Below are 26778 nucleotides of genomic sequence, written 5' to 3'. Positions count from 1 at the left end.
CACTGGTACATGGTTCGGACAGCGTGGTGTGGCGGTTGCCCGGGCGGCGAATCAACGGTTCGGCAGACGCACGATGACGGATACCGATCACGTGCGGCACATGGAGGAGGCATCGGTGGCGGGCGAGTCCCCCGACAGGTCGAAGCAGCGCGAGTCGTCGGCAGAACCGACGTCGGGGAGCGCGAGTCCGGTTCCCGAGGCGAGGAGTTCGGCACCCGACCCCCGGCTCGCGGTGGCCCGGGAGTCCGTCTCCCTCGGCGGGGTCGACACGGCCACGAGGATCTTCTCGGTCCGCGACCTCCCGAAGACCCCCGAGAAGCCCGAGAAGCCCGAGGAGAGCCCCACAGAGCCAGAACCGGCCCCCACGGCCACCGAGCCCACCGACGGGTCCCCCGAGGCCACGGAGAGGCCCTCTGAGGCCGCGGAGGCCACGGACACGGCTGACACGACGGTCGAGAGCGACACGGCGACGGACTCGGACGAGGGGTCCGGGGACGCCGAGGAGGGGTCCGGGGAATCCGAGGACGCGGGTGACGAGGCGGCCGCGGACTCGGACGAGGGTCCCGAGGACTCCGAGGAGGAGCCCGGGGACGCCGACGCCGAGGGTGACGAGGCAGCCGCAGAGGGCGACGCGCGCCTTCGGGACGCGGTGGCGGCGTGGGTGTCGAAGGCGGACGGGGGCACCCCGGACGCCGAAGCGAAGGGCGACTCGCCGGAGGAGCAAGATCCCGACACCGAGAAGCCGGACTCCCCAGGGGCGCGGGGAACTGCGCGCCAAGCCCCCACCGACGGCCGGCCGGACGACGACGACCGGACCCCGGACGCCGAAGCGAAGGGCGACGCACCGGAGGCGGCAGCCGAGACGGCCGTAGCCGACGACGAGCACGATTCCGACACCGAGAAGCCGGACTCCCCAGGGGCGCGGGGAACTGCGCGCCAAGCCCCCACCGACGGCCGGCCGGACGACGACGACCGGACCCCGGACGCCGAAGCGAAGGGCGACGCACCGGAGGCGGCAGCCGAGACGGCCGTAGCCGACGACGAGCCGGTCGTCGATCAGCCGACCGCTGTTTTCAAGGCTCCCCGGCCCCCCGTGGACCAGCCCACCACCATGCTCAAGCTCGGCAAGGCGGCACCCGAGGCCAAGCCCGAGCCCAAGCCCGAGCCCAAGCCGGAGGCCGAGGCCGAGCGGACCAGCAGGTTCGTCGCGCTCAAGCCGCTCGACGAGCCCCGCACCCCCACCCCGCGCCCGAAGGCGGACGAGACCGCCGCCGTCCCCCAGGTCGGCCCCGAGCGCACCACCCAGCAGCCGCTGCCGCCCAAGCCCCCGCTGGACCTCCTGGCCGAGCTGACCAACACTCCGCCACCCCCGCCCAGCCCCCTGCGCACCGTCGCCCGCCGCGTCAAGATCTGGACGCCCCTCGTCCTGCTCCTGATCGTCGTGTTCGCGATCGCGCAGTCCGTACGGCCGCTGCCCGACCCCACCCTCAAGCTGACCGCCGAGGAGACGTACACCTTCGACGGCGGCAAGACCGACATCCCCTGGCCCGCCGCAGGGCAGGCCGCCCTCGACGTGCAGGGCGTGGGCACCTTCGGCTCCACCGGCGGCCAGAAGCCCCAGCCGATCGCCAGCGTCGCCAAGGTCATGACGGCCTACATCATCCTGCGCGACCACCCGCTCAAGTCCGGCGCCGACGGCCCGAAGATCAAGATCGACCAGGCGGCCCAGGACCAGGTGACGGCCAAGGACGAGTCCACCGTCCCCGTGACCGCGGGCGACAGCATCACCCAGCGCGAGGCGCTCACGGACATCCTGATCGCGTCCGCGAACAACGTGGCCCGACTGCTCGCCCGCTGGGACTCCGGGTCGGAGAAGGCGTTCGTCAGCAAGATGAACGCCACCGCCAAGGACCTCGGCATGACCAACACCACGTACACCGACCCGTCGGGCCTGAACAACACCACGGTGAGCACGGCCGTGGACCAGGTGAAGCTGGCCAGGAAGGCGATGGAGCTGCCCGCGTTCCGCGAGGTCGCGGCCGTGATGTCGTACTTCGACTACAAGGGCAACAAGCACAACAACTACAACCGCCTGGTGGGCTACAACAACGTCGTCGGCATCAAGACCGGCACCACCACCTCGGCCCTCGGCAACCTCGTCTTCGCCGCCAAGAAGGAAGTGAACGGCGAGACCTACCGGATCATCGGCGCCGTGGTGCGCCAGCCCGCCGGCGGTGAGGACAACACGATCCTCGCGGGCGCCCTGGCCGCCGGGAAGCAGCTGATCCTGGCGGCGCAGGACGCGCTGAAGTCCGCCACGATCCTGAAGAAGGGCGACGTCGTCGGGTACGTCGACGACGGGCTCGGCGGGCACACACCCGTCGTGCTGACCAAGGACGTCACCGCCGTCGGCTGGTCCGGCCTCAAGGTCGAGCTGTCCTTCACCGCCGACGACGTACCGCACACCGCGAAGGCCGGCACCAAGGTCGGCACCCTCACCGTCGGTGACGGCGACGGAGGCGCGGTCACGGTCCCGGTCACCCTTCAGAAGGATCTGACCGAGCCGGGATTCGCCGACAAGCTGACCCGCGTCAGCTGACCCGGAAACGGGTCGGACGCGCCTTCGCGGCCCGTCGGCCGGACCCCGTCCGGGTTCCGGCCGGCGGGCCGCGTGCTAGCGTCACGAACCGGGGCAGGTCGCCGCTGGGACGCGGCCGGAAATGAAGACGGGACACCACGGGGAGTGCCTTCAGGTGGCCACTGCGGAGCCGACACGCGCCGACGAGACCGACCCGGGCCCGGGTACCGGCCCGCGAATACGGGTGCCCGCGGAGCCCGGGACCGACAGGTCGCCTGAGGCCGGCGGGGTCGACGAGTCCGGCGGGGCCGACGAGACCTGCGCCGCCGACGAGACCAGGACCGCAGACGGGACCGACGCATCCGGCGCGACCACCGGAGCCGGAGCCGAAGCCGGACCCGGCGCGACCACCGAGGCCGAAGCCGGACCCGGCGAGACCGCGACCCCCGGCGCAGGCGAGACCGGGAGCGCCGAAGCCGAACCCGGCCACCCCCGAACCGGTGGGGCCGGCCGCGCCGAGACCGCCTTCCTCGCGTTGCGCGAGCGGCTGCTGCGGCACCCGGTCCTCTCCCTCACCGCGCTCTCCGGCATCCTCCACATCGTCTGGTTCTTCACGTTCGCGAACAGCGGTGGCGATCTCGCGGCGCAGGACGCCTGGGCCGAGTTCGTCGGCCGGCACCCCGACTCGGCGTACAACCTCGCCTGGTACGGCGGCATGCACCCGGTGTCGTACAGCATCGTCTCGCCGTACCTGATGTCGGTCCTCGGCGTGCGTACGACGATGATGCTGGCCGGTACCGTCTCGGCCGGGCTGCTCACCCTGATCCTCATCCGCAGCCGGTCGGTGCGGAACCCGCTGTGGGCCTCGCTGGCGGGCGTCTTCGCCTTCCTGTGCAACGCGGCCTCGGGAAGGGTGACCTTCGGCCTCGGCACCGTCTTCGCGCTCGGCGCGGTCGCCGTCGTCTTCTGCTGGCCGCACCGCTGGCGCCACAAACGCGGGGCCAAGGCCACCTGCGCGGCCACCCTCGCCGCCCTCGCCACGATGGCGTCCCCGGTCGCCGGGCTGTTCGTGGGCCTGGTCGCGGTCGCTCTCTTCCTCCAGAAACGACGGCCGGGCGCCTGGGCGCTGGGCATCGCGCCCACCGTGGTGGTCGCCGTGTCGGCCTGGCTCTTCCCGTTCTCCGGCACCCAGCCGATGAAGATCGCCTCGGTGCTGCTGCCCCTGGCCTACGGCCTGCTCGTCTACCTCCTCGTGCCGCGCGAGTGGACGACGGTCCGGATCACGGCCGGGGTCTACAGCCTCTCGGTCGTCCTGGTCTGGCTGGTGAGCTCCCAGATCGGCTCGAACATCTCGCGCCTGTCCATGCTGTTCGCGGGGGTGGCCCTGGCGGCCGCGCTGCCGTTCACGGTGCCGCGCACCCGCAAGTGGTACGCCATCGTCGTCGCCTTCGCCGGCTTCACCGTGTGGATCGGCTTCAAGTCCGTCGACGACGTCGTCCACACGACCCCGACCGCGTCCTGGGCGCGCGAGCTGGCGCCCCTCGTCAACGAGCTCCAGGAGGTCGGCGCCGAGAAGGGCCGCGTCGAGGTCGTACCGGCCGCCTCCCACCGCGAGGCGTCCGCGCTCGCGCCGTACGTCAACCTCGCCCGGGGCTGGAACCGGCAGGCCGACATGGAGCGCAACCCGCTCTTCTACGACGACACCCTCAACTCCGCGAACTACCACGAGTGGCTCCAGCGGTGGGCCGTGCACTTCGTGGTCGTGCCGAAGGACGAGCCGGACGGGGACGGGGGCGAGCGGGAGCGGGAGCTGGTCCAGCGCGGGATGCCGTATCTGAAGCAGATCTGGGGCGACGCGAACTGGCAGCTGTTCCGGGTGACCGACCCGGCGCCGCTGGCCTCGCCGAACACGGTGGTCGACCGGGCGGCGCAGGGTGAGATGACCATGCGGGTGCGCAAGGCCGGGCGGATCGTGATCCGGATCCCCTACTCGCCGTGGCTGTCGATCGTCGACGCGGACGGCAAGAAGGTGAAGCCGCCGCAGGAGACGGAGGCGTCGAAGGAGCGGGACGCCTCGCCGAAGGTCTTCGAGAACCTCAACGGGTGTCTGATGGAGACGCAGGAGGACGCGGACGGGGACAAGTGGACGATGTTGCTGGCGCCACGGGCGGGGACGTATCGGTTGGCGGCGCCGTATACGGTGCCGCGGGGGACGCCTTGTCCGGATGAGTTGAAGTAGTCGGTCGTCTGCTGCGCCGTCGTGGCTGGTCGCGCAGTTCCCCGCGCCCCTAAAAGGCCTGTCGAAGCTGATCCACGTACTTGTCCGTGCCCGGAACCGTCGGGACGAAAGGCGCCAGCAGCTCGCGGCGGCCCATGCCCGGGTCCTCCAGGTCGGTGAAGTACTGCTCCCAGCACTCCCTCGGGTCCGTCTCCAGGAACCACAGCAGCGTCACTCGGGTGTCCACGCCCTCCACCTGCTTCACGTACGTCATGCGGTCGCCCGGCAGCGGGGTCGGGCGGAACACCGTCGCCATCGCCGCCGGTGAGCCCGCCAGGCGCTTCGGGAGGTGGCGGGCGACCAGCCACTCCAGCAACTCTCCCCGCCGCTCCGGGGATTCGGCGTCGATCACCTCCAGGACCAGGCCCGCGTACGGGTGGTCCAGGGCGTGGAAGTCCCTCGGGCCCGCCGCGCCGTCCCGGTAGACCGTGGCCTCGTGGTCCTGGAAGGCCGTGAAGACGTGGGTGCGGTCGCGGTAGACGCGGGCGTCGCGGTTGAGGCGCTTGTTGATGGCCACCGTCCACTTCATGTGGTCGTCGTAGCGGCCGTCCGTCACCCAGTACACGGAGAGGTAGCAGCCCGCCGTCACCGGCTGCGCCACCGCCGACTTCTCGGGGACGCGCAGGAGTTGGAGATCCCGGGTGGCCACCCAGCGGCGGCCCGCGAACATCCAGGGCATGGCCATCGCGCCGGCGTAGTAGTGGTCGTCCTCGTACCAGCGGTTGTACGCGTACTCGTGGCCGGGATGCGGTTCGACCATGGTGATCAGGGCGTGGCCGGGGCGGACCCCGTAGGGGCCTACGGAGGCCAGTTCGGCGTACGTCTCGCTGCGGGTCTCTTCTGCCATGGGACCTTCCCTCCTCCAGCGCTCGCCCATACTCTGACGCCCCGTCAGATAATGCGCCAGAGCAGGGAGGCCGCCGGTATGTCACTTCTCTCCGGGAAGACCGTGGTCGTGTCGGGAGTCGGGGCCGGGCTGGGTCACCAGGTGGCCGCGGCTGTCGTACGGGACGGGGGGAACGCGGTGCTGGGCGCGCGGACCGAGGCGAATCTCGCGAAGAGCGCTGCCGAGATCGATCCGGACGGGGCGCACACGGCGTACCGGCCGACGGACATCACCGACGAGCAACAGTGCGCCGCGCTCGCCGAGTTGGCCCTGGAGCGGTTCGGGCGGCTGGACGCGCTGGTGCAGGTGGCCGCGTGGGACAGCTACTTCGGCGGGCTGGAGGACGCGGACTTCGCGACCTGGCAGTCGGTCGTCGACGTGAACCTGCTGGGGTCGCTGCGGATGACCCGGGCCTGTCTGCCGGGGTTGCGGGCGGCGGTCGGGGGGTCGGTGGTGTTCGTGGGGACGCAGTCGGCCGTGGCCGCTCCCTCGCAGGTGCGGCAGGCCGCGTACGCCGCCTCCAAGGGGGCGCTGACCAGTGCGATGTACTCGCTGGCGCGGGAGCTCGGGCCGGACCGGATCCGGGTCAACACCGTGCTGCCGGGCTGGATGTGGGGGCCGCCGGTGCAGGCGTACGTGCAGTTCACCGCGCACACCGAGAAGGTGCCGGAGGCGGACGTGCTGAAGCGGCTGACCGAGCGGATGGCACTGCCCGATCTCGCGACCGACGGGGACGTGGCGGACGCGACGGTGTTCCTGGCCTCGGACCGGGCGCGGTCGATCACCGGACAGTCGTTGCTGGTCAACGCCGGGGAGCTGATGCGGTGAGTTCATATAGGTGAACCGAGGCCATCATCTCGAATATTTTTACCTCCCTTTGACCCGACGTCAGCTTGTCGTGTCCACGCGGTGGCGCCCACGATGAGCGCTGGCTGATCCCTGGGAGGGCGCATATGAACGGTCTCGACTGGGCCGTGCTCATCGGCTATTTCGGCGTGATGGTGGCGATCGGCATCTGGTCCCACAAACGGGTGGACGATGTCAGCGACTTCTTCACGGCCGGGGGCAAGATGCCGTGGTGGCTGTCCGGCATCTCGCACCACATGTCGGGCTACAGCGCGGTGATGTTCACCGGATACGCGGGCATCGCCTACACCTACGGCGTCACCTCGTTCGTCACCTGGTCCTTCCCCATCGCACTGGGCATCGCCATCGGCTCGAAGCTGTTCGCGCCGCGGATCAACCGGCTGCGCTCCCGGCTCCACGTGGCTTCCCCGCTCGAATACCTGAAGAACCGCTACGACTTGAAGACCCAGCAGGCGCTGGCCTGGTCCGGCATGCTGCTGAAGATCGTGGACGTGGGCGCCAAGTGGGCCGCCATCGCGACCCTGTTGTCCGTCTTCACCGGCATCTCGCTCAACCAGGGCATCCTCATCACCGGTGCCATCACCGCCGTGTACTGCACGATCGGCGGGCTGTGGGCCGACGCGCTCACGGAGTTGGGGCAGTTCGTCATCCAACTCCTCGCCGGTGTCGCGATGTTCATCGCCGTGGTCCTCAAGCTCAACGACAAGGGCATCGGGTTCCTCGGCGCCTGGGACGAGCCCGAACTCCAGGGCCACGGCGAGCCGTTGGTCGGGCCGTACGGGACGGTCTTCCTGCTCGCCTTCCTCTTCATCAAGCTCTTCGAGTACAACGGCGGCATGCTCAACCAGGCCCAGCGCTACATGGCCACGGCGAGCGCGAAGGAGGCGGAGCGGTCCGCGCGGCTGTCGGCGGTGCTGTGGCTGGTGTGGCCCCTCGTGCTGTTCTTCCCCATGTGGATGTCGCCGCTGCTGGTCGATGCGCAGAAGCCGGACGGCTCCGACTCCTACGGCCTGATGACCGAACAGCTGCTGCCGCACGGCCTGTTGGGCCTGGTCATCGTCGGCTTCTTCTCGCACACCATGGCGATGTGCTCCTCCGACGCCAACGCGATCGCGGCCGTGTTCACCCGGGACTGCGCGCCGGTCGTGTGGCGCCGGGCACGCAGCTGGAGCCAGGGACAGGGCCTGCGGGTCGCCCGGATCACCACCGTCGTCTTCCTCGGTCTGTCCATGGCGGCGGCGACCCAGGTCAACTCCCCCACGTTCAAGGACATCATCACCGTCGTCATCAAGTGGGTGGCCGGGCTGATGGGCCCGATGGCGATCCCGATGATGCTCGGCCTGCTGCGGCCGTTCCGCCGCTCCGGCCCGACCGCTGCACTCACCAGCTGGTCGATGGGCCTGCTCGCCTTCTACCTGGTCAACTACCCGATCAACGACCGCGTCTCCGGCGGCGTCCCCCTCCAGTACCAGGTCTCGATCCCGCTCGCCGTGTCCCTGGTCCTGTACATCCTGGTCGGCTTCATCAAACCCGAGGACACCCCGGAACGGCTCGCGATCATCGAGAAGATCAACACCGACGGGGACGGGGAGGGAGCGGCGGCCGCGGCGATCCCGACTCCGGCGGGCGGGGTGGACGACGTGATCGGTACGTCGGCACGCGACTGACGCACTAGCCCCTCGGGGAGCGCGCTACCCCCTCGGGTAGCGCGCCAGCCACCCCGCAGAAGCCCCCGCCGGGCCGTGCAGGGCCGGGCCCTGGGTCATTTCCATCGCGAAGTCGTCGGCCAGTTCCAGCATCGTGGGACGGCCCTCCAGTTCGGCCAGCCAGGCCGGGGGGAGGGCCGTCTCGCCGTGCAGGGCGCCGAGCAGGCCGCCGGTGAGGGCGCCGGCCGCGGCGGAGGGGCCGTCGTGGTTGACGGCGAGGCACAGGCCCTGGCGTACGTCCTCCCCGACCAGCGCGCAGTACACGGCCGCCGACAGCAGCCCGTCCGCCGAGCCGTCCGCGGCGAGCTCCTCCACCCGCGCCGGGGTGGGCATCCCCTGCCGTACGGCGCCCAGCGCGTGCTGGAGCGCGTCCGACACGGGCTCGTGCCCGGGCCGCGCGGCCAGCAGCGCGAGCGCCCGCTGCACGGCCCCGTCCAGACTGTCGCCGAGGGCCAGCGCGTGCACGATCACGGCGTACGCGCCCGCCGACAGATAGGCGACGGGGTGCCCGTGGGTCTGTGCGGCGCACTCCACCGCCAGCTGTACGACGAGCTGCGGCTCCCATCCGACGAGCAGCCCGAAGGGGGCCGAGCGGGCGGTGGCCTCGGGACCGAGTTCGTTCGGGTTCTTGGGCGACTCCAGCGTCCCCATGGTGTCGTCGCCGAACCCGATCAGCAGGGACCGGGTCGGGTCGCGGCGGGCGTACAGCCACTCCTCCCGGGCCAGCCAGCCGTCGTCCTTGCGCCGCTCGTCGGGTCCCCAGTCCCGCTGGGTGGCGGCCCAGCGCAGATACGCCCGGTGCAGGTCGGTGGGCGGGTGCCAGGCCCCGGTGTCCCGGCGCACCTGGGCGCGGATGAGCCCGTCCACGGTGAAGAGGGTGAGCTGGGTGAGGTGGGTGACGGCCCCGCGTCTGCCGTACCCGAACCCGAGGTCCACGAGCCCCTCGGCGCCGTACGCCTCACGGATCTCGTCCAGCCCGAGCGAGTCGACGGGTGCGCCCAGCGCGTCGCCGACGGCCACCCCGAGGAGCGTCCCGCGCACCCGGCTACGAAAGTCCTGCTGCTCGGCACGCCCCCAGACGACGGCGTTCGCCCCCACGAGCCCCTCCCCCCTCCGCGACCGTCCGTGTGTACGACGTCCTGCACTGTAATCGAAGGGGGGTGCGGGGTTCAGGGGGCGATTGGGTATGCGGGACTATGACCGAAAGGCGCGCCGCCCCTGCCGGGCCGCCACGGCCGGAAGGCGCGCCGCCCTTGCCGGGCCGTCCTCACCGGAAGGCGGAGGCGTTGCGGGTCGCCCAGTCCGCGAACGAGCGGGGCGGGCGTCCGAGGACCCGCTCGATGTCGGGGCTGACCCGCCGCAGCCCCTCGGACGGGTCGCCGAGGATGTCGAGGGTGGCGTCCGCGACGGGCTCCGGCATGAACCGGGTCATCTCCGCCCTGGCCTCGGCCCGGCTCTGCTCGACGAACCGCACGGGTTCGCCCAGCGCGTCCCCGATCGCGGCGGTCTGCTGCCGGGGTGAGACCGGGGCGGGCCCGGTCAACTCGTGGACGAGCCCGGCGTGTTCGGGATCCCGCAGGGCTACGGCGGCCATCTCGGCGATGTCGTCCGGATCGACGGTCGGCAGCGCGACGTCCCCGAAGGGTGCCGTCACCGTCCGCTCGGCGCGCACCCGGCCGGCCCACTGGAGGGTGTTGGAGTGGAAGCCGCCGGGCCGCAGCATGGTCCAGCCGAGCCCCGACCGCCGTACCGCGTCCTCCGGTGCTGACGGGTGGTCGCCGGTGCCGACCCCTTGCGAGGACAGCAGGACCACCCGCCGGACACCCGCGGCCCGGACGACTTCGAGGACCTGCCCGAGGTCTCCGCCCGCGGCCATGAAGTCGCCGGAGGTCAGGAGGAAGAGGGACTCCGCGCCGTCGAGCGCGGGTTTGAGCGTCCGGGGTGCGGCGAGGTCGGCCCGGTGATGCCGTACCCCGGCCGGGAGCTCGTCCGGAGTGCGCCGGGACACGGCCGTCACCGTCTCCCCCGCCGCGAGCAGCGCCCGCACCAGCGGCCGTCCGACGTTCCCCGTAGCACCGGTCACCACGATCATGTCGCTCCCCTTTTCCGAGGTTCCTGTGAACACACGGCGACGCTACTATCGGGAAGACAGTGGGTACCTAGAGGAAAGTAATGGACGAGAGGCCTGATGTGACGGAGACCACACCCGAGAACGCCTGTCCCATCGCCCCCGTGGTCGACATCGTCTTCAGCCGCTGGACCACCCCGGTCCTGTGGACCCTCCACGAGTACGGCCGTCAGCGCTTCGTGGAACTCCAGCGGCGGATCGCCACCATCACCCCCAAGGTGCTGACCCAGCGCCTGCGCCAGCTGGAACGCGACGGCCTGGTCCACCGCACCTACCACGCGGAGGTTCCGCCCCGGGTGGAGTACGAGATCACCGAACTGGGCCGCAGCCTGGCCCCCTTGTTCGCGACGCTGGCGCAGTGGTCACCGAACCTGGAGCGGGTGGAGGAGGCCCGGCGGGCCTACGACTCGAGGGAAGCGGACGCGAACCCCTCCTGAGGGGCCCTACGCGTGGCGGGTCCGCATCGCGTCACGGGCGTCGGTCATCGCCGCCAGGAGAGTGCCGAGTCGGGCATGGTCCGCGTCAGGGCTCGTGCCGAACTCGGTGAGGATGTCGGTCACGGTGGCGAGGTCGTCCCATTCCGGGTCCAGGGCGAGGAGTTCGGACGCGCCCCGGTCGGCCTCGGCCCAGTCGCCGAGCGCGCAGCCCAGGAAGCAGTGGGCCTGGGCGCGTGACAGGGGGGTCATGCCGGGGTCCTGCTCGGCCAGGCGGGACAGGTCGCGCCAGAGGGGTGCGGCGGCGGCCGGCCCCTCGGAGCGGTGGACCGTCATGGCCAGCTGGAAGGTGCCGACGACGGGATCCGTCGCCCGCACCCGCTCGGCGAGCGCGCGGGCCTGCGCCCACCGGCCGTGGTGGCGGTGGAGCTCGGCACGCAGGTCGTCGAGGTCCGCGTCGGACGCCGCCGCCAGCCGCTCCTCCGCCTCCTCCCACCGCCCGAGGTACTCGAGCAGTTCGATCGCCGTCCGCCGCTCCCAGGTCATCTCCGGATCCAGCGCGACACAGCGGTCCAGGTCCGCCAGGGCCTGTTCGGTGCGGCCGATCGCCAGGCACACCCGGCCGCGGCGGCCGTGGGCCCACGCGTACTCGGGGTCGGCGGCCAGGGCCCGGTCCAGATGGTGGAGGGCCTCGGCGTAGGACTTGCGGGCGTGGTGGATCGCGCCGAGGCCGGCCAGGGCGACCTCGTCGTCGGGGTTGCGGGACAGGACCGTGTGGAACAGGGCCGACGCCTCCTCGTGGCGGCCCTTCACCCGGTACTCGGTGGCCAGTTCGTTCAGGATCCAGTCGACGTCCGGTTCGGCCGCGACGGCCCGGCGCAGGTCCTCGACGACGCCGTCCCGGTCGTTCAGCGCGCGCTTGACGCGGGATCTCATCACCAGCGCCCAGGCGTAGTCGGGGACCAGCGCGAGAGCCCGGTCGAAGTCGGCCAACGCCTCCTCGCGGCGGCCGAGTTCGTTCAGTGCCTGCCCGCGGCTCGCCAGCGCCGACGTGTAGCCCGGCTCCAGCTGGACCGCGCGCGCCAGCTCCGCTACGGCCTCCTCGTACCGCCCGTCGATCCGGTAGGCGTCCCCGCGTTCCGAGGCGATCCAGGCCCGGTCGGGCGCGAGCGCGGCCGCCCGGTCGAGGTCGGCGTAGGCCTTGTCCAGGTCACCGCGCGTGCGGTGCAGCCGGGCCCTGCGCACGAGCGCCCAGAGGTACTCCGGATCGATGCCCAGCGCGCGGTCGAAGTCGGCGAGCGACTCGTCGAGCCTGCCCAGTCCGTGCCGGGCCGCCGCCCGACCGGCCAGGGCGACGTCGTCGGTGGGGTCGAGGGCGAGGGCGCGGGTGTAGTCGGCGTCCGCCTCCTCGAAACGGGACGCCAGACGGTAGGTCTCGGCCCGCTCGGCGAGGATCCACGCCGCGTCGGGGGCCAGTTCGACGGCCCGGTCGAGCGCGGTCAGGGCCGCCGGGTAGTCGTCCAGCAACTGGTGGGTCAGGCCCCGGCCGTAGTGGGCCAGGGGTTGCAGCGGATCCAGCTCGATCGCGCGGTCGTACTCCTGGAGGGCCTGCCGGTACTCCTGGCGCCGGCGCAGCTCCCGGCCGCGCAGCGCGTGCGCCTCCGCCCGCCCGGCCGGGTCGAGCCCGGGGCGGGTCAGGAGCAGGTCCAGCGCGGTGCCGAGCCCGGTGTCCTCGTCGGCGAGCGCCGCCCCCGACTGCCCGCTGCCCCCGCCAGAGAGCGCCGCCCCCGACTGCCCGGCATCCCCCTCGGAGAGTGCCGCGCCCAGCGACCGCCCCCACTCCCGCAGTACGGCGTGGTCCGTCGCGTCGCCCGCCTCCTCCAGCATCCGGGCCCAGCGCCGGGCGACGACCTCGTCCTCGCGGCCGGCCACGACGAAACCGCGCAGCGCCTCGGCGAGCGCCGCGGGCGGGCGGGCGCACAGCAGGTGGTAGACCTCCTCCAGGCGCAGCTCCCACCACTCCTCGTCCGCCCACAACTCCTCGGTGCGGCGCCCGAACTCGGCATCCTCGCGCCATTCGGTGTACGCCTGCGCGAGCCGCCGGTGCCGGCTCGTCCAGTCGGTGCGGGACCTGAGCCGCTCCAGTCGCAGCATCTGCGCGCGTACGACGTCGTGGTACTGGAGCCGCTCACCGCGCTGCCCGACGAACGGGAGCCCCGTCAACCACGCGTACAGCTCGTCGAGTTCGGCCTCCGGGGCGGGGACGAGCAGCCGGAAGACGTCCGCGTCGAGCCGTCTCGGCAGCGCGCAGGCCCTGGCGACCTTGCGGCGGGCCTCCGGTTCCGGCTTCAGGAACCGTTCCACCGCCGTGGCACTCGGATCGGTCACGTTGTCCGGGCCGTCGGGCCGCCTGGCCGCGAGGGTCGACACGAGGACCGGGAGGCCGCCCGTCAGGCGCAGCACCTCCTCGACGACCGGCTCCGCCACGACGCCCCGCGCGGCGAGCAGCCGACGCGCCTCCGCCTCGGTGAACGGGGCGAGCGGCATCTCCGCCACCGCGTCCAGGCCGGCCCAGCGGGAGGCGTCCAGGGGCCGCTGCCCCGCGGTGACGACGACGAACGCGGCGGGCAGCCGCCCGTGCTCCCGCGGCTTGGTGAGGACGTCGTGGAGCCACGGGTCGAGGAAGGGGCCGGTCCGCTCGTAGGTGTCGAAGAACAGGACGATCCACGGTACGGCGCCGGCGGCGGCCCGCAGTTCGTCGAGCAGGACCGGGGTGAGGACCCGCTCCGGGGCGAGGACCAGGTCCACGTCGTCGGGGTTGCGGAAGCGGGCGCCGAGGCCGGCCCGCAGCCGGTCGGCGCCCTGGGCGAGCCGGTCGGCGGGAAGGGCACGGGTGACGAGACCCGCTCCGGGCAGGGCGGTCTCCAGGGCGCCGAGGCCGAGGTCCACCGCCATCCTGCTGCCGGTCGACGGCGCTGCCGTCTCCTGCGCACTGTCCGGCGCGAGCGCGGCGAGGGCGGCCTCCGCCTCGCGCCGCCGGTCCCGCCAGGCCGCCAGGCGCCGCTCCAGATCCTTGAACCGCCGACGCCGGTCGGCGAATTCACGGCACAGCGCCTCCATCGCCTCCGGCACGCTGCCGATGCCGTCGTCGACGTAGGCCGTCAAGGCACCGCGTTCACGGGCGAGATGGGCCAGCTCCTCGACCAGGGACGTCTTTCCGATGCCCGCGCTGCCGTGCACATGGAAGCGGAAGCGGTGCCGGGGATCGCCGGGCGGGATGTCGAAGTTCCGCAGGAACGCGGTCCGTTCGGCCTCGCGGCCCACGAATCCGGCCCGTGTGCGCCGCAGGATCAGCTCCTGCGCCGACGGCTCCGCCTGCGTCATGCGTCCGTCCCCTCGTCACGGCCCGTCCGGCTCTCATTCTGGCCCAAGCGATCTGGAACACACCGCCCCGCACAGGGAAGATGACCTCCATGGCATCGACACCCCCACGCACCACACGCAGCGCACTCCACCTCTCGGCCACCCTGCTCACCGCGAGCGTCGCGTTGTACATCGCGCTCGTCGCGTTCGGGAACATCACGGACTTCGGGACGAACCAGGCGTTCGTGCAGCATGTTCTCGCGATGGACACGACGTTCAAGGACGACGACCTGATGTGGAGAGCCGTCACCAGCAAGGGACTTCAGAACACCGCGTACGTCGCGATCATCGTCTGGGAGACGCTGGCCGCGCTCGTGCTGATCTACGGCACGTATCTGTGGGTGCGCCGGGACGACCAGGCCGCCCGGCGGTTCTCCACCTACGGTCTGCTCATGCTGATGGTGCTGTTCGGCGCCGGGTTCATCGCGATCGGCGGCGAGTGGTTCTCCATGTGGCAGTCGGACACCTGGAACGGGCTGGACGCGGCCCTGCGGGTGTTCGTGTTCAGCGGTGTCGTCCTGCTGGTGGTCAACCTGCCGGACCGCAGCGCTAGTTGACGACGACGACCTTCGTCCCCGTCTCGCCGAACGTCCACAGTGCCGAGCCGTCCGCGGCCTTCATGCGGATACCGCCGGTCTGTGCGCCGTTGGCGGGCGGGGGCGAGGAGCCGTCCACCGCGTTGGAGAAGCCGATGCTGACGCCGTCCACCGCGGTGAAGTAGACGATGTGCTCGACCCGCACGCCGTCCGAACCGGTCTGCGGGTCGCCGCGGCGCAGTGAGACCGAGTAGCTGCCGGGGGCCGGGTCGACCGTCCCCGGCCACACCGCGAAGCTGCGCCGGGCCGCCTCGCTCGCGTCGACCAGCCACACCCGCTTCTCGCCGAGGGAGTAGACGATCCGGCGGCCGGTGCCGGAGGCGTCCGGGACGGCGGTCGCGGAGGGTTCGGGCCGCGCGGACGCGCTGGGGGACGCCGACACGCTGGGCCTGCTGGTGAGGGCCACGCTCGGCTTGGTTCCCTTGTCGGCCTGTACGGCCAGGACGACGACAGCGGCGACCGCCCCCACGGTCAGACCCGTCACCCAGACCTTCGGGGCTGGCACGGCACGCATCTCCTCGGCTAAGGATCCCCGTCGAACGGGGGTCGGATCATCGTACCGGCCCCCGTCGAACAGCTCAGTCCACCAGCGGCAGCAGCTCCGGCAGGTGCCCGTCGGAGACGGCGGCGGCCTGCTGCCGCTCCTCGGGCACCTCGCCGTACAGCGTCGTGCGGGGCCGGGACGGCCGCCCCGCCGCCTCCGCCACCGCGATCAGGTCCTTCACCGACTTGTAGGAGCCGTACGACGACCCCGCCATCCGCGAGATCGTCTCCTCCATGAGGGTGCCGCCCAGGTCGTTGGCGCCGGAGCGGAGCATCTCCGCCGCGCCCTCGGTGCCGAGCTTGACCCAGCTGGTCTGGATGTTCGGTATCCAGGGGTGCAGGAGCAGGCGGGCCATCGCGGTCACCGCCCGGTTGTCCCGCATGGTCGGACCGGGCCGCGCGATGCCCGCCAGGTACACCGGCGCGTTGGTGTGGATGAAGGGGAGGGTGACGAACTCGGTGATGCCACCGGTCTGTTGCTGAATGCGGGCGAGGGTGCGCAGATGGCCGAGCCAGTGGCGGGGCTGGTCGACATGGCCGTACATCATGGTCGAGGTCGACGGGATGCCGACCTCGTGGGCGGTGGTGATCACCTCGATCCAGGTGGCCGTCGGCAGCTTGCCCTTGGTGAGGACCCAGCGGACCTCGTCGTCGAGGATCTCGGCCGCGGTGCCGGGTATGGAGTCGAGGCCGGCCTCCTTGGCCGCCGTCAGCCACTCGCGGATGGACAGGCCGGTGCGGGTCGCGCCGTTGACGACCTCCATCGGCGAGAAGGCGTGCACATGCATGCCGGGCACGCGCTCCTTGACGGCCTTCGCGATGTCGAAGTACGCCGTCCCGGGCAGGTCGGGATGGATGCCGCCCTGCATGCAGACCTCCACCGCGCCCACCTCCCAGGCCTGTTGGGCGCGGTCGGCGACCTGGTCCAGGGAGAGCGTGTAGGCGTCGGCGTCGGTGCGCCGCTGGGCGAAGGCGCAGAAGCGGCAGCCGGTGTAGCAGACGTTGGTGAAGTTGATGTTCCGCGTGACGATGTACGTGACGTCGTCGCCGACGACCGACTTGCGGACGTCGTCCGCGATCCGGGTGAGGGCGTCCAGCGCGGGCCCGTCCGCGTGCAGCAGCGCGAGGGCCTCTGCGTCGGTCAGCTTGGTGGGATCGTCGGCGGCGGTCCGCAGCGCATCGCGTACGTCCGTGTCGATGCGCTCGGGGACCATGCCGGGGGCGGCCGCCTCGCGCAGGGCGCCCCAGTCGCCGTAGACCTCGTCGAAGTCGTCGCGGCGGTCGGACGTACGGCCCTCGGTGTCGATGGTGGCGTGCAGGTCGGTGCGGCCGGACGGGACGAAGACCTCGTCGGGCTCCTGCCAGGGGAGGCCCTGGGGAAGGGCGTCGGGGCGCGCGAGTCCGGTGGCGGGGTCGGCGAGGGCCGCCACGTGCGGCCGCAGCCGGGGATCCAGCCACGGCTCGCCGCGCTGCACGAACTCCGGGTACACGCACAGGCGTTCCCGCAGTTCGAAGCCGGCCGCGCGCGAGCGCTCGGTGAGCTCCTCGATCTGCGGCCAGGGGCGCTCGGGGTTGACGTGGTCGATGGTGAGGGGGCTGACGCCGCCCCAGTCGTCGATTCCAGCGGCTATGAGCCGCTCGTACTCACCCTCGACCAGGTTCGGCGGGGCCTGGATGTTGGCCGCCGGGCCCATGATGAGGCGGGCGACCGCCACCGCGGCGACGAGTTCGTCGAGCTCCGCGTCCGGCATGCCGCGCATCGCGGTGTCCGGCTTGGCGCGGAAGTTCTGGATGATCAGTTCCTGGATGGAGTGGTACGACCGCGCCGTGCGCCGGAGCGCGAACAGGGACTCGGCGCGCTCCTCGTAGGTCTCGCCGATCCCGATGAGGATGCCGGAGGTGAAGGGGACGGAGGAGCGGCCGGCGTCCTCGAGGACCCGCAGCCGTACGGCGGGCTCCTTGTCCGGGGAGCCGTAGTGCGGCCCACCGGGCTCGGACCACAGCCGCTCGGCGGTCGTCTCCAGCATCATGCCCATGCTCGGCGCGACGGGCTTCAGCCGCTGGAAGTCGGTCCAGGAGAGCACGCCGGGGTTGAGGTGGGGCAGGAGGCCCGTCTCCTCCAGGATCCGGATGGAGATGGCCCGGACGTAGGCGATGGTGTCGTCGTAACCGTGCGCGTCCAGCCACTCCCTGGCCTCCGGCCAGCGGTCCTCGGGCTTGTCGCCGAGGGTGATCAGGGCTTCCTTGCAGCCCAGCGCGGCACCCTTGCGGGCCACGTCGAGGACCTCGTCGGGGGACATGAACATGCCGTGACCGGCCCGGCGGAGCTTGCCGGGCACGGTCACGAAGGTGCAGTAGTGGCACTTGTCCCGGCACAGCCGGGTCAGCGGGATGAAGACGCTCTTCGAGTACGTGATGACACCAGGGCGGCCGGCCTGTTCGAGACCGGCGTCCCGGACGCGGGCGGCGGAGGCGGTGAGGTCCGCGAGGGCCTCGCCACGCGCCTGCAACAGCACCGCCGCCTCGGTCACGTCCAGGGCGACGCCGTCCCGGGCACGTTTGAGAGCGCGACGCATGGAGTTCTCGGTGGGGCCGGTTCCGGAGGTCGCGGAGGTCGTCATCCTTCGAGCATACGAGCGGTGTGATCAGGACAGAGGGGCTGCCGAGAGGTGGGTGACATCACACATCAACTGCCCTCCTCGACATAACGGGCATACTCGTCCAGCGCCTTCAGGACCTCGCCCTCCCCCGCCGGAGGCAGCTGCACCACGACCTCCTCGATGCCCAGGTCGGCGTAGTGCGCGAGCTTGCCGGGGTTCGGGAAGACGGCGTAGGGGACGACCTGGAGGGCGTTCGGGTCGCGGCCCGCGTCGGACCAGGCGGCGCGCAGCACGGGCAGGGACTCGGTGAGGCCGCGCCCGCCGATGGGCAGCCAGCCGTCGGCGTACTCGACGATGTGGGAGAACAGCTTCGGCCCGGCGGCGCCGCCCACGAGGGTGCGCCGCCGGACCGGCTTGGGGAAGGCGTGGCTGGCCCGGACGCTCCCGAACCGGCCCTCGTAGGCGGTCGGTTCGTCCGCCCACAGGGCCTGCATGAGCGCCATCCGGTCCCGGACGAGCTCGCGCCGGGTACGCCACTCGACGCCGTGGTCGGCGGCTTCCTCGACGTTCCAGCCGAAGCCGAGGCCGAGCGTGAACCGGCCGCCGCTGAGGTGGTCCAGGGTCGCGATCTGCTTGGCGAGGTCGATCGGGTCGTGCTGGGCGACGAGCGTGATGCCGGTGCCGAGGCCGAGCGACTCGGTGACGGCGGCGGCCTGGCCGAGGGCGACGAAGGGGTCGAGGGTACGGCCGTACTCGCGCGGCAGTTCGCCGCCCGCGGGGTACGGCGTGCTGCGCTCGACGGGGATGTGGGTGTGCTCGGGCAGATAGAGCCCGGCGAAGCCCCGCGCCTCCAGCTCACGGGCGAGCCGGGTCGGGGTGATGGTCTCGTCGGTGAGGAAGATGGTCACGGAGATTCGCATGGGTGCATCTCTACCGGGCCGGGACGGGGATGTCCATACCGACTGGTCGGCATTGTCTGTGTTGGACGTGTCTGTAGGTCGTCTGTCGGGGCTGTAGGTGCGGTGTCGGGGGTCTGTCGGCGGGGCGCCGGAACCTTGCTGGAGACGGCCGACCGGAGTCCACCGGGGGCCTGATGACGAAGGAGCTCCCATGTCGAACAGCCCTGTCACGATCATCGGCGCCGGACTCGGCGGCCTCACGCTCGCCCGCGTCCTGCAGGTGAACGGCATCGCGTCCACCGTCTACGAGGCGGAGGCCTCGCCGACGGCGCGGGCGCAGGGCGGGATGCTGGACATACACGACTACAACGGTCAGCTCGCCCTGGAGGCGGCCGGGCTGATGGACGGGTTCGGCGACCTCGTCCTGGAGGGCCGGGAGGCGGCACGGCTGGTCGCCCCGGACGGGACCGTCCTGTTCGACCAGCCCGACGACGGCACGGGCGGCCGACCCGAGGTGCAGCGCGGCGAGCTGCGGCAGCTCCTGCTGGACTCGCTGCCGGCCGGCACGGTCCGCTGGGGCCGCAAGGTCAGCGGTGTGCGGGCGCTGGGCGGGGGCCGCCACGAGGTGACGTTCGCCGACAGCACCTCGGTCGTCACGGACCTCCTGGTCGGCGCGGACGGCGCCTGGTCCCGGGTCCGGCCGCTGCTCTCGGCCGCGGTGCCCGCGTACACCGGGATGTCCTGCGTGGAGGTCTACCTGCACGACGCCGACACCCGGCACCCGGCCAGTGCGAAGGTGGTCGGAGGCGGGGCGCTGTACGCGCTCGCACCGGGCAAGGGTTTCGTGACGCACCGGGAGAAGGGCGGCAACCTGCACACCTATGTGATGCTCGCCCGGCCGCAGGAGTGGTTCGCGGACATCGACTTCACCGACGCGGCGGCGGCCGTGGCGAGGATCGCCGGCGAGTTCGACGGCTGGGCCCCGGAACTCACCGCGCTGATCACCGACGCCGACACCGCCCCGGTACTGCGTCCCCTCGCCGCGCTGCCCGTCGAGCACCGGTGGGAGCGGGTACCAGGAGTGACCCTGATCGGCGACGCCGCCCACGTCGCCGCCCCGAACGGCGAGGGCGCCAACCTCGCCATGCTCGACGCGGCCGAACTCGCCCAGTCCCTCGCGACCCACCCCGACGACATCGAAACGGCCCTGACCGCCTACGAACAGCCCATGTTCCCCCGCAGCGCGGAAACGGCCGCTGAGGGCACGGAGCTGTACGCGGTCATGTTCGGCGAGGACACACCGCACGGCCTGATCGAGATGTTCACGGGGGAGAGCCAGCCGAGCAACTGACCACGGGCTGTTGCGGGTCAGGACGTCGGTGACGGCCCATAGTGGTGGGCAAGGCTGGTGGCGAGGTCGCTGAGGTGAACCCTGGCTTCGGTGGGGCCGTGCACGGTGATGGCGCTTCCGAACGGCAGTAGTGCCCGCACGTCCTCCAGACGCAGGAAGCGGATCGTCACCTTGTGGCCGGTGGTGGATTCTTCATGGTCGTCCTGGACAAGTCGTCGGCCGAAGATCCGTCGCGCTCGCTCGATCTGGTTCTGGTCGACGGTGGCGCTGACCTCTATCACGTGGTCGTCTTCCCACTGGGCAACGAGCGCCGCGGCGACGGTGGCCAGGGTCTGGTTCTCGCGGATCCGTCGTGGCTGGTCGACTTCACTCCACGCCGTGATCCGTTCGAGCCGGTACATCCGTGGCGCTCGGGCACAGTCGGCGACGAGGTACCAGGTGCCGGCCTTGGCGAGCAGGCCGTAGGGATCCACGACCAGTTCGCTTGGGCATGACGCACGTGGGCTGTCGTACTCGATCCGCAGCCGGCGCCCTCGCCGCACCGCGCCGACCAGCGAAGCCGGAGTCGTGCCGAGAGCTCGTGCCTCACGCCAGGGGCGGCTGTCCACGTGCACCACGTCGGTGAGCAGCAGGAGTTCATCGACTCGACGTGACGGTGCGGCGGCGATCTTGGAGAGCGCGCGCCGGCTTTCGGCCGCTGCGTCGAGCTCCACCCGCTGCCGCTCATCCAGTCCGGTGAGCGCCAGATGGTCGCGCTCGTCCGGTGTGAGTCGCATGAGGTCGAGCCCGGACCCGGGCAGCATGGTCACGCCTCCGAGGCGGCCCCGTTGCGCGGTCACCGGCATACCGGCGTCGCGGAGCCAGTTCAGGTCCCGGGTGACGGTTCGAAGGGACACCCCGAGCGCCGAGGCAAGTTCCCGTGTGGTCACGGCATCCCTCGATCCGAGGAGCAGCATCAGGGAGAAGAAGCGGTCCGGGGTCACACACCAATTTTTTCAGGAATTGCGACAGGGGGCGGCGCATATCCCGGTGAGGCTGGTGGATGCGTACCTACGACCTGTGAGAAGGAACAACCATGACCACGTCCGTCGTGTCCATCGTCTATGTGAACGACGCTCCCGCCGCAGCGCACTTCTACGGCGACCTCCTCGGCCTGAGCCCTTCATTCGAGACCCCGGGATACATCACCTTCGACCTCGGGCCAGGCGCTGACCTCGCTCTGTGGTCCGGCCAGTTCGAGGATCTGACAGCGGACGTCCCGCGCACCGGTGAGATTTGTCTGGCCGGCAACTACGGGCCCGACGAGATCAATGCGATCTTCGAGCGGTGGCAGTCCAAGGGCGTCACGATCCTGCAGGAGCCACATGATGCGGGGTTCGGGCTGACGTTCCTCGCAGCCGATCCCGACGGCAACCGCATCCGTGTCGCACCACGGGACTGAAAGGCCTTTTCTGACAGCCGCGTCCGGACTCCGGCGCGGGCTCGAGGTCCGGTCCGGCAATCCAGCATCACCGTCAAGGCCCCGCATACGGCTCACAGGCCACACCGTCGCCGTCCCTGTCGAGATGCGGGCCATATCCGGGTTCACCGCGGTAGAGCGGAGCAGCACCGGCAGCACGGGCCTCGTCACAGTTCTCGTAGTACACATCAGGGGCCGGGGCCGTCGTCCTCGGCTCGGGGGCTTCGGCCGTCTTCGTCACGGTCCTCGCGGGAGGGGGCGAGGGTGCGACGGTCACGGTCGCCGTGGCCGTGGCCGTGGCGGTGGCGGTCGGGATGTCGACGGGATGTGTCGGCAGTGCCGTCGAGGTGCCGACTGCCGGAGTGTCTGATGTCGCGGGTGATCCGGGTTCGCCGTCTGACGGGTCGATGGCACTGAGGACGCCCCCCAGGAGCACAAAGGCGGCGAACAGCCCGAGGGCCACGACCAGGATCCGGCCCAACAGGCCCAGGGATGCCCACTTCCGTCGCATTCGCCAAAGAGGTCCGCGTCGTCTGCCGTTGCCGACCATCGCAACGTCCTGTGCTCGATCGAATCCGGTCTCCAGTTCAGCACCTGGTCAGGCGTACCGCACGTCGGAGCCGCCGTGGGACGGCTGACGCCCCGGAGTGCGCGAACAGTCCGACCGTCGCACGCTGAAGCCATGAACAGCCCGACCCCGTCAGGACCCCCCGACGGGCCATTGCACTCCCAGGGCCGCGACGGCGCCGCTCAGCCATCACACCCGGCACACTCGCGCAGACGTGTCCTCACACATGCGGGTGCAGCTCTCGCCGGCTTGGTGGGCGGTGTGTTGATCGGTATCACGGCGGACTCCGGTGGTGGCGACAAAGCCGCCCCCTCGCCGACGGCCACCATGACGGTGACCAGCGCGCAGACCGTCATCGCCACACCCGGAGCAGACGAGGTGTCGGCCCCCGCACCTTCGTCAGCGAAGCCGTTCGCCTTCGGCGACACCTGGAAGCTGAGCAACATCGACCCGACCAAGCCCTTCGAAGGCAGCCTGACCGTGCTCGCCTACAAACAGGGCTTCACGTCGGTCGGCAAGGCCGACGAAGAGGCCGGTATGCCTGGATATGTGTCGGCCTACACAGACCTCGAACTGTGCGGTGCCAAAGGCTCGTACACCGACAACACGACCAGTTGGACGCTGTACTACAGCGATGGCAGTCGCATCGGTCCGTCCGGCACCACCTACGGTGACTTCCCGAAGCCGGAGTTCCCGTTCGAAGTCACAGTGACCGCCGGCAAGTGTGCACGCGGGAAGCTGGTGTTCCCCGTCCCGGGCGATAAACGCCCGGAGTCCGTGCTGTACAAGCCGGACGGTTTGGCCGAACCGAGGGAGTGGACGGTGCCCAAGGCGTAGCGGGAAGGGCGCCTCAGTCCACCACCTGTGGATCACGGAAGTAGTAGACGACGGTGACGCCCAAGCCGGGTGTGTGGGTGTAGACGACCGTGATCGCCTCGGCCGAGTCGGAGGCGAGAGGGGTGGTGTACGTGTACTCGACGGACGGAGGGCGCCAGCCGGGGATCTCACGACCCACGCCAGGATCGCGGGCGATGGCAGCCAGCGCCTCACGAACCGCGTCTCGCTCTCCCTCCGTAAGATCGCCGAACGCCTTCCTCGCGGGCTCGGCCTCCTCCAGCGGGATCTCGTTCACGTACGGCCGCCTCCGCCACGGGCGTCCTCCAGGGCCGTCATGATCTCGGAGGAGTTCCTGATCAGGACCCGGTGCCGATACGCGCGGACCACGGCCGCGGCGCCCGCGAAGTCGTTCGTCGGAGCGGCTCCTATGGCCGCCGCCAGTTCCTCCTCGAAGCGCTCGCGGTCACCAGGAAAGCCGTAGCGACTGAGTGCGCTGCGCAAGTCGTTCACGGTCCGGATCTCCGGGAGGGGCATCGCCCCCCGGCCGTGCTCGGGCTGTGCGCTCATGGTCGGCTCCTGGTGAACAGCGGGTCGCTCCACTCTCAGTATGGCCCGGCTCACCATCCCGGCACCCCGCACTCCGCCCACAGCAGCTTCCCGCCCCTCGACGCGCCCAGTTCGCGTAGGACCGACACGCCCGTCGCGTCCGCGCAGGCACGTACCAGGTGCAGGCCCCTGCCGTGTTCGGCGTCCGGGGTGGCGGGGGGCTTGTCCGTCGTGAAGGCGGGTGGGACTCGGGGGTCCGTGTCCCAGACGGCCACCCTCACCCTGCCGGGGGACGCCGACAGGAGGCGGAAGGCGTACGGACCCTTCGTATGAAGGTGCGCGTTCGTCAGGAGTTCCGCCGCGAGCAGCTCCGCGGTGGGGGTCAGGTCCGGGAGGTCGTGGGCGGCCAGGATCAGCCGCAGGGCGCCCCTCGCGATTCCCGGTGCGCGTGGATCGTGCGGAAGATGCAGGGTGTAGTTCCAGGACGGGGATACGGTGGCCATCGGAAGTCTCCGGTCACTGAGGGGAGTTGGGCGGGTGCCTGGTGTCTCCGCCGTGGCGTCCCACGGTGCGCTTCCAGGTGGGTTGGCGCCTGCACACGACGATAGGGGGTTCGCAAAGGTGCTTTGCGGCACTTCGAAGGATCTCGGCCTCTTCTCCCTCGTGTGGGTGACAAACCCGCTGGATGCGCGGTAGGAGGAGATTCCATGACGTCACGGCCCGCGCCTACAGCCCGCCGCGTCCGGCTGGCGACGGAGCTGCGCAAACTCCGGGAGCGAGCCGGTCTGACCTCGACCGAGGCTGCCCAGTTGCTCGGCACGAGTTCGGGTCAACTCAGTAACGTCGAGTCCTCCCGGTTCGGCGTGAGCCCGGAGCGCGTGCGAGCGATGGCCGCCCTCTACTCCTGCACGAACCAGCCCTACGTCGACGCCCTCGCCGACATGGCGGCCGAGAAGTCCCGCGGCTGGTGGTGGGAGGCCTATCGCGAGGTCCTGCCTTCGGGGCTCCTCTCACTGGCCGAGCTGGAGCACCACGCCACGGCCCTCCGTACCGCGTTCACCGCCCATATCCCCGGCATGCTCCAGACCGCCGAGCACGCCCGGGAGATCTTCAGCCAGGCGATCCCGGCTCCGACGCCACCGGAGGTCGAGCACCGCGTCTCGCACCGGATCAAACGGCAGGACTTCGTGTTCCGGGCGAACCCGAATCCGTACAGCACGGTGATCCATGAGGCCGCCCTGCACATGCGGGTCGGCGGCCGACGGGTGGCACGGGATCAGCTTAGGCATCTGATCGACATGAGCCTCCGGGAGCACATCACCCTTCGCGTACTCCCTTTCGACGTCGGGGCGTTCCCCGGGTCGGGGCAGTCCATCAACTACCTCTGCGGGCCCGTACCACCCTTGGACACCGTGCAGTTGGACCAGTTTCACGGTCCGATGCTCATCGATGCCGAGGCCCATCTGGAGAAGTACCGGCGCCTCCTGGACGTCGTGGAGGGCATGGCTCTCAGCCCCGCGAAGTCCCGCGATCTGATCCACTCCATCGACCAGAACCTGTGAAGGAGCCGAGATGACCACCATCACCTGGCGGAAGTCCTCCTACTGCCAAGAGGGCGAGGCCTGCGTCCACATATCCACCGGCCCCGACGGAGTCCACATAACCGACTCCGACCCCGCCCGAACCGTCGTCACCGTCAGCCGCGACGCCTTCGCCGCCCTGCTGAAGTCACTCTGACCGCAGCGCCGGTCACCACGGGCCGTGGTCCGCCAGGCCCAGGACCAGGATCGCCGCCGCCGTCGCCAGGAACACGATGCCGCCCACGATGTCGCGGGACCCCACCCGCAGGTGGGCGATGATCGCGCCGATGAAGTACAGCACCAGGCCGGTCGCGGCGAGCGTGGACAGGAGGGGTACGGCCAGGCCGGCCAGCAGTCCCACCGTGCCCGCCGCCAGCAGCGTGCCCAGGACCGGGACGTACTTCCGCGGTATGCCCTTCATGTCCGCCTGGGTCTTGGGGTACTCGTGACCGATCAGATAGGTGACGGCGGCGGCCCCGTTGAAGACCGCGCCGAGGATCGTGACCGTGAGGTAGGCGGCGAACACGAAGGTCCCCGTTTCTGTAGACGTGAGATGCGGTACTGCCACAGTCACGACGAGCCGGGCCCCGCAGATGTGACATCGCCTCGCACGCACTCAGGCCCGCGTCGACACCAGGTCCGCCACCACCGCCGCATGGTCCGACGGCCACACCCCGTCCACGGGCCCGTCCCCCGCGCGCCGTACGTCCCGCACGTGGCCGAGTCCGGACGGCCCCGGCGGTCCCACGTGGATGTAGTCGATGCGGACCGGCGGGGCCACGCGGACGTAGGGGTTCGCCGGGTCCCACGTGGCCGACGGGGCTGCCGGGGACGCGTACTCCCAGGCGTCCAGGAAGACCTGGTCCGGGGCCGCCGGGGTCGTCTTGTAGCCGCCGAAGAGGCGGATCTCGTCGGAGTCGGGCCACGCGTTGAAGTCGCCGGTGATCACTGGTGGGAAGTCGGTGCCGGAGCGGTGGGCGGCGACGAACTCCGCCAGCGCCGTGACCTGTTGGCGGCGGACCGCGGAGGCGGTGGGTGAAGAGGTGAGGTGGGTGGTGAAGAAGGGGATGTCGTACGACGGGCCCGCGAGGCGCGCGTGGAAGGCCAGGCGGCCGTCGTCGAGGTCCTCGGGCGCCGGGAGACGCAGGACCGCCTGGTCCAGGACCGGCCAGCGGCTCAGTACCGCGTTGCCGACCTCCACCCCCGGCTCGCCGATCCGCCGCTGCCAGCGCTCCGAGGCCGGTGAGGGCGCCCACGCCCAGTGCAGGCCCAGTTCGCCGGCCAGCCACCCCGCGAGGTTCTCGGCGCCCGCCGACCACACCTCCTGCAGGCCCACCACATCCGGCCGCAGCTCCCGCAGCACCGCCAGGATCGCCTTCTGCCGCTGCTCCCACGGGCCGAAGCGCCACCACAGGTTCCAGGTCACCACGCGCATCGCCGACACCCCTTCGTCCGCCCGGCCCGCACCCTGAGATCATCGAGGCCGCCGGTCAGGATAC

Annotated in this window: 25 protein-coding genes; 11 read left to right on the top strand and 14 right to left on the bottom strand. The window is 71.1% G+C overall.

The features are described 5' to 3' along the window. Positions 1-73: 73 nt before the first annotated feature. Complete coding sequence (locus OHN19_RS24470) at positions 74-2599, top strand: D-alanyl-D-alanine carboxypeptidase (protein WP_330266242.1); 2526 nt, start codon at positions 74-76, stop codon at positions 2597-2599. 154 nt (positions 2600-2753) lie between these two features. Continuing rightward, complete coding sequence (locus OHN19_RS24465; RefSeq protein WP_330266241.1) at positions 2754-4817, top strand: MFS transporter; 2064 nt, start codon at positions 2754-2756, stop codon at positions 4815-4817. Positions 4818-4866: 49 nt separating this feature from the next. Here OHN19_RS24465 and OHN19_RS24460 read toward each other — a convergent pair whose 3' ends face one another. After that, positions 4867-5703 (bottom strand): hypothetical protein, encoded by an 837-nt coding sequence (locus OHN19_RS24460; protein WP_330266240.1) that lies wholly within the window; start codon positions 5701-5703, stop codon positions 4867-4869. Between the two features lie 78 nt (positions 5704-5781). Between OHN19_RS24460 and OHN19_RS24455 the strand changes: the two genes are divergently transcribed. Then, a complete protein-coding gene (locus tag OHN19_RS24455) occupies positions 5782-6570 on the top strand; it encodes an SDR family oxidoreductase (RefSeq protein WP_330266239.1) in 789 nt (262 codons plus the stop codon). A gap of 125 nt (positions 6571-6695) precedes the next feature. Beyond that, entirely contained in the window at positions 6696-8276 is a 1581-nt protein-coding gene (locus OHN19_RS24450) for a sodium:solute symporter family protein (protein ID WP_330266238.1), read from the top strand. A 24-nt stretch (positions 8277-8300) separates the two neighbouring features. Here OHN19_RS24450 and OHN19_RS24445 read toward each other — a convergent pair whose 3' ends face one another. Together OHN19_RS24445 and OHN19_RS24440 are read right to left on the bottom strand one after the other, a co-directional pair. Then, positions 8301-9413, bottom strand: coding sequence for an ADP-ribosylglycohydrolase family protein (locus OHN19_RS24445; RefSeq protein ID WP_330266237.1), 1113 nt, complete (start codon positions 9411-9413; stop codon positions 8301-8303). Positions 9414-9582: 169 nt separating this feature from the next. Further along, the gene (locus OHN19_RS24440) at positions 9583-10407 is read right to left on the bottom strand and encodes an NAD(P)H-binding protein (RefSeq protein ID WP_330266236.1); all 825 of its coding nucleotides are present in this window, start codon (positions 10405-10407) and stop codon (positions 9583-9585) included. An 80-nt stretch (positions 10408-10487) separates the two neighbouring features. Here OHN19_RS24440 and OHN19_RS24435 point away from each other — a divergent pair, with 80 nt between their 5' ends. Beyond that, on the top strand, positions 10488-10880 hold the full coding sequence (locus OHN19_RS24435; protein ID WP_330266235.1) for a helix-turn-helix domain-containing protein: 393 nt from the start codon (positions 10488-10490) through the stop codon (positions 10878-10880). Between the two features lie 6 nt (positions 10881-10886). Here OHN19_RS24435 and OHN19_RS24430 read toward each other — a convergent pair whose 3' ends face one another. Then, a complete protein-coding gene (locus OHN19_RS24430) occupies positions 10887-14261 on the bottom strand; it encodes a tetratricopeptide repeat protein (protein WP_330266234.1) in 3375 nt (1124 codons plus the stop codon). A gap of 89 nt (positions 14262-14350) precedes the next feature. Between OHN19_RS24430 and OHN19_RS24425 the strand changes: the two genes are divergently transcribed. Continuing rightward, positions 14351-14857, top strand: a complete 507-nt coding sequence (locus tag OHN19_RS24425) for a DUF2165 domain-containing protein (protein WP_330266233.1) — start codon at positions 14351-14353, stop codon at positions 14855-14857. On the opposite strand, the gene OHN19_RS24420 is transcribed toward OHN19_RS24425, so the two are convergent. The 3 genes from OHN19_RS24420 to OHN19_RS24410 form a co-directional block, all read right to left on the bottom strand. Next, positions 14850-15410 carry a hypothetical protein gene (locus OHN19_RS24420; protein ID WP_330266232.1) on the bottom strand — a complete coding sequence of 187 codons (561 nt, stop codon included), beginning with the start codon at positions 15408-15410 and terminating at the stop codon, positions 14850-14852. The genes OHN19_RS24425 and OHN19_RS24420 overlap by 8 nt on opposite strands. 64 nt (positions 15411-15474) lie before the next feature. After that, positions 15475-18060, bottom strand: coding sequence for a bifunctional FO biosynthesis protein CofGH (locus OHN19_RS24415; RefSeq protein WP_330266231.1), 2586 nt, complete (start codon positions 18058-18060; stop codon positions 15475-15477). A 65-nt stretch (positions 18061-18125) separates the two neighbouring features. Beyond that, the gene (locus OHN19_RS24410; RefSeq protein ID WP_330266230.1) at positions 18126-18959 is read right to left on the bottom strand and encodes an LLM class F420-dependent oxidoreductase; all 834 of its coding nucleotides are present in this window, start codon (positions 18957-18959) and stop codon (positions 18126-18128) included. 190 nt (positions 18960-19149) lie between these two features. Between OHN19_RS24410 and OHN19_RS24405 the strand changes: the two genes are divergently transcribed. Beyond that, positions 19150-20289 carry an NAD(P)/FAD-dependent oxidoreductase gene (locus OHN19_RS24405; RefSeq protein WP_330266229.1) on the top strand — a complete coding sequence of 380 codons (1140 nt, stop codon included), beginning with the start codon at positions 19150-19152 and terminating at the stop codon, positions 20287-20289. A gap of 17 nt (positions 20290-20306) precedes the next feature. On the opposite strand, the gene OHN19_RS24400 is transcribed toward OHN19_RS24405, so the two are convergent. Beyond that, positions 20307-21272 carry a helix-turn-helix transcriptional regulator gene (locus OHN19_RS24400; protein ID WP_330266228.1) on the bottom strand — a complete coding sequence of 322 codons (966 nt, stop codon included), beginning with the start codon at positions 21270-21272 and terminating at the stop codon, positions 20307-20309. A 92-nt stretch (positions 21273-21364) separates the two neighbouring features. Between OHN19_RS24400 and OHN19_RS24395 the strand changes: the two genes are divergently transcribed. After that, positions 21365-21730, top strand: coding sequence for a VOC family protein (locus OHN19_RS24395; protein ID WP_330266227.1), 366 nt, complete (start codon positions 21365-21367; stop codon positions 21728-21730). Between the two features lie 73 nt (positions 21731-21803). Here the strand turns inward: OHN19_RS24395 and OHN19_RS24390 are convergent, their stop codons facing one another. Beyond that, the gene (locus OHN19_RS24390) at positions 21804-22259 is read right to left on the bottom strand and encodes an excalibur calcium-binding domain-containing protein (RefSeq protein WP_330266226.1); all 456 of its coding nucleotides are present in this window, start codon (positions 22257-22259) and stop codon (positions 21804-21806) included. 318 nt (positions 22260-22577) lie between these two features. On the opposite strand from OHN19_RS24390, the gene OHN19_RS24385 reads away from it, so the two are divergent. Next, positions 22578-23153 (top strand): hypothetical protein, encoded by a 576-nt coding sequence (locus tag OHN19_RS24385; RefSeq protein ID WP_330266225.1) that lies wholly within the window; start codon positions 22578-22580, stop codon positions 23151-23153. A 13-nt stretch (positions 23154-23166) separates the two neighbouring features. On the opposite strand, the gene OHN19_RS24380 is transcribed toward OHN19_RS24385, so the two are convergent. From OHN19_RS24380 to OHN19_RS24370, 3 genes are read right to left on the bottom strand one after another with little or no spacing between them, the layout of a single operon-like run. Then, positions 23167-23448 carry a hypothetical protein gene (locus OHN19_RS24380; protein WP_330266224.1) on the bottom strand — a complete coding sequence of 94 codons (282 nt, stop codon included), beginning with the start codon at positions 23446-23448 and terminating at the stop codon, positions 23167-23169. Next, positions 23445-23720, bottom strand: coding sequence for a hypothetical protein (locus OHN19_RS24375; protein ID WP_330266223.1), 276 nt, complete (start codon positions 23718-23720; stop codon positions 23445-23447). Before OHN19_RS24375 ends, OHN19_RS24380 begins: the two co-directional genes overlap by 4 nt. A 50-nt stretch (positions 23721-23770) precedes the next feature. Further along, positions 23771-24202, bottom strand: a complete 432-nt coding sequence (locus OHN19_RS24370) for an ATP-binding protein (RefSeq protein WP_330266222.1) — start codon at positions 24200-24202, stop codon at positions 23771-23773. 204 nt (positions 24203-24406) lie between these two features. Between OHN19_RS24370 and OHN19_RS24365 the strand changes: the two genes are divergently transcribed. Further along, complete coding sequence (locus tag OHN19_RS24365) at positions 24407-25261, top strand: helix-turn-helix transcriptional regulator (RefSeq protein ID WP_330266221.1); 855 nt, start codon at positions 24407-24409, stop codon at positions 25259-25261. 10 nt (positions 25262-25271) lie between these two features. Next, the gene (locus tag OHN19_RS24360) at positions 25272-25436 is read left to right on the top strand and encodes a DUF397 domain-containing protein (RefSeq protein WP_330266220.1); all 165 of its coding nucleotides are present in this window, start codon (positions 25272-25274) and stop codon (positions 25434-25436) included. Positions 25437-25448: 12 nt separating this feature from the next. On the opposite strand, the gene OHN19_RS24355 is transcribed toward OHN19_RS24360, so the two are convergent. Continuing rightward, positions 25449-25805, bottom strand: a complete 357-nt coding sequence (locus OHN19_RS24355) for a DoxX family protein (RefSeq protein ID WP_330266219.1) — start codon at positions 25803-25805, stop codon at positions 25449-25451. Between the two features lie 90 nt (positions 25806-25895). Next, complete coding sequence (locus tag OHN19_RS24350) at positions 25896-26714, bottom strand: endonuclease/exonuclease/phosphatase family protein (RefSeq protein ID WP_330266218.1); 819 nt, start codon at positions 26712-26714, stop codon at positions 25896-25898. Between the last annotated feature and the right edge of the window lie 64 nt (positions 26715-26778).

The organism is Streptomyces griseorubiginosus (assembly GCF_036345115.1).
Classification (GTDB): Bacteria; Actinomycetota; Actinomycetes; order Streptomycetales; family Streptomycetaceae; genus Streptomyces; species Streptomyces griseorubiginosus_C.
This window is presented reverse-complemented; position numbering and strand designations above follow the sequence as displayed.

Excerpts from the sequence above, each read along its gene's own strand:
- OHN19_RS24440 (WP_330266236.1), bottom strand. The coding sequence starts at position 10,407 with ATGATCGTGGTGACCGGTGCTACGGGGAACGTCGGACGGCCGCTGGTG.
- OHN19_RS24425 (WP_330266233.1), top strand. The coding sequence starts at position 14,351 with ATGGCATCGACACCCCCACGCACCACACGCAGCGCACTCCACCTCTCG.
- OHN19_RS24420 (WP_330266232.1), bottom strand. The coding sequence starts at position 15,410 with ATGCGTGCCGTGCCAGCCCCGAAGGTCTGGGTGACGGGTCTGACCGTG.
- OHN19_RS24460 (WP_330266240.1), bottom strand. The coding sequence starts at position 5,703 with ATGGCAGAAGAGACCCGCAGCGAGACGTACGCCGAACTGGCCTCCGTA.
- OHN19_RS24435 (WP_330266235.1), top strand. The coding sequence starts at position 10,488 with ATGGACGAGAGGCCTGATGTGACGGAGACCACACCCGAGAACGCCTGT.
- OHN19_RS24405 (WP_330266229.1), top strand. The coding sequence starts at position 19,150 with ATGTCGAACAGCCCTGTCACGATCATCGGCGCCGGACTCGGCGGCCTC.
- OHN19_RS24390 (WP_330266226.1), bottom strand. The coding sequence starts at position 22,259 with ATGCGACGGAAGTGGGCATCCCTGGGCCTGTTGGGCCGGATCCTGGTC.
- OHN19_RS24395 (WP_330266227.1), top strand. The coding sequence starts at position 21,365 with ATGACCACGTCCGTCGTGTCCATCGTCTATGTGAACGACGCTCCCGCC.
- OHN19_RS24360 (WP_330266220.1), top strand. The coding sequence starts at position 25,272 with ATGACCACCATCACCTGGCGGAAGTCCTCCTACTGCCAAGAGGGCGAG.
- OHN19_RS24370 (WP_330266222.1), bottom strand. The coding sequence starts at position 24,202 with ATGGCCACCGTATCCCCGTCCTGGAACTACACCCTGCATCTTCCGCAC.
- OHN19_RS24450 (WP_330266238.1), top strand. The coding sequence starts at position 6,696 with ATGAACGGTCTCGACTGGGCCGTGCTCATCGGCTATTTCGGCGTGATG.
- OHN19_RS24410 (WP_330266230.1), bottom strand. The coding sequence starts at position 18,959 with ATGCGAATCTCCGTGACCATCTTCCTCACCGACGAGACCATCACCCCG.
- OHN19_RS24350 (WP_330266218.1), bottom strand. The coding sequence starts at position 26,714 with ATGCGCGTGGTGACCTGGAACCTGTGGTGGCGCTTCGGCCCGTGGGAG.
- OHN19_RS24455 (WP_330266239.1), top strand. The coding sequence starts at position 5,782 with ATGTCACTTCTCTCCGGGAAGACCGTGGTCGTGTCGGGAGTCGGGGCC.
- OHN19_RS24430 (WP_330266234.1), bottom strand. The coding sequence starts at position 14,261 with ATGACGCAGGCGGAGCCGTCGGCGCAGGAGCTGATCCTGCGGCGCACA.
- OHN19_RS24470 (WP_330266242.1), top strand. The coding sequence starts at position 74 with ATGACGGATACCGATCACGTGCGGCACATGGAGGAGGCATCGGTGGCG.
- OHN19_RS24375 (WP_330266223.1), bottom strand. The coding sequence starts at position 23,720 with ATGAGCGCACAGCCCGAGCACGGCCGGGGGGCGATGCCCCTCCCGGAG.
- OHN19_RS24415 (WP_330266231.1), bottom strand. The coding sequence starts at position 18,060 with ATGACGACCTCCGCGACCTCCGGAACCGGCCCCACCGAGAACTCCATG.
- OHN19_RS24365 (WP_330266221.1), top strand. The coding sequence starts at position 24,407 with ATGACGTCACGGCCCGCGCCTACAGCCCGCCGCGTCCGGCTGGCGACG.